The organism is Parasphingorhabdus sp. JC815 (assembly GCF_040717415.1).
Classification (GTDB): Bacteria; Pseudomonadota; Alphaproteobacteria; order Sphingomonadales; family Sphingomonadaceae; genus Parasphingorhabdus.
The window spans coordinates 1-384 of the sequence record NZ_JBFEFM010000021.1 but is presented as its reverse complement, the minus strand read 5'-3'; the positions used below and the strand labels follow the sequence as shown (position 1 = coordinate 384).

At 47.9% G+C, this 384-nt stretch carries 1 pseudogene; it reads left to right on the top strand.

The window, feature by feature from the left end:
- Window positions 1-67: 67 nt before the first annotated feature.
- A pseudogene (locus AB1K62_RS14670) lies at window positions 68-384 on the top strand (N-carbamoylsarcosine amidohydrolase); the annotation flags it as partial.

Below are 384 nucleotides of genomic sequence, written 5' to 3'. Positions count from 1 at the left end.
ACAAATATGTCTCGACAAGTCTTTTCTGTTGTTTATTATGTTTTTATCAATTCCGGAGAGATTTTTTATGGACATTAAAGGTACGAAAATGGTGGAAGATGGCCGCACAGCGCGGGAAATCTTCGAGGAGCTGATCGGGAACCCGTCGCGAAAGAAATTTGGCTTTGGTGACAAGCTTGCAATCGTAAATGTCGATGTGCAGCAGGCTTATACCCGTATGGACATGTTCAAGACGGCTTATGAGACCGATTCGAATCAGATTGATTATATCAACCGGATATCGGCTCTGGCCCGGTCCAAAAACATGCCGGTGATATGGAGCCGGGTTGCTTATAAGGCGGATGCGGGTGATGCCGGTGTCTGGGGCACGCGGACCGATACCGA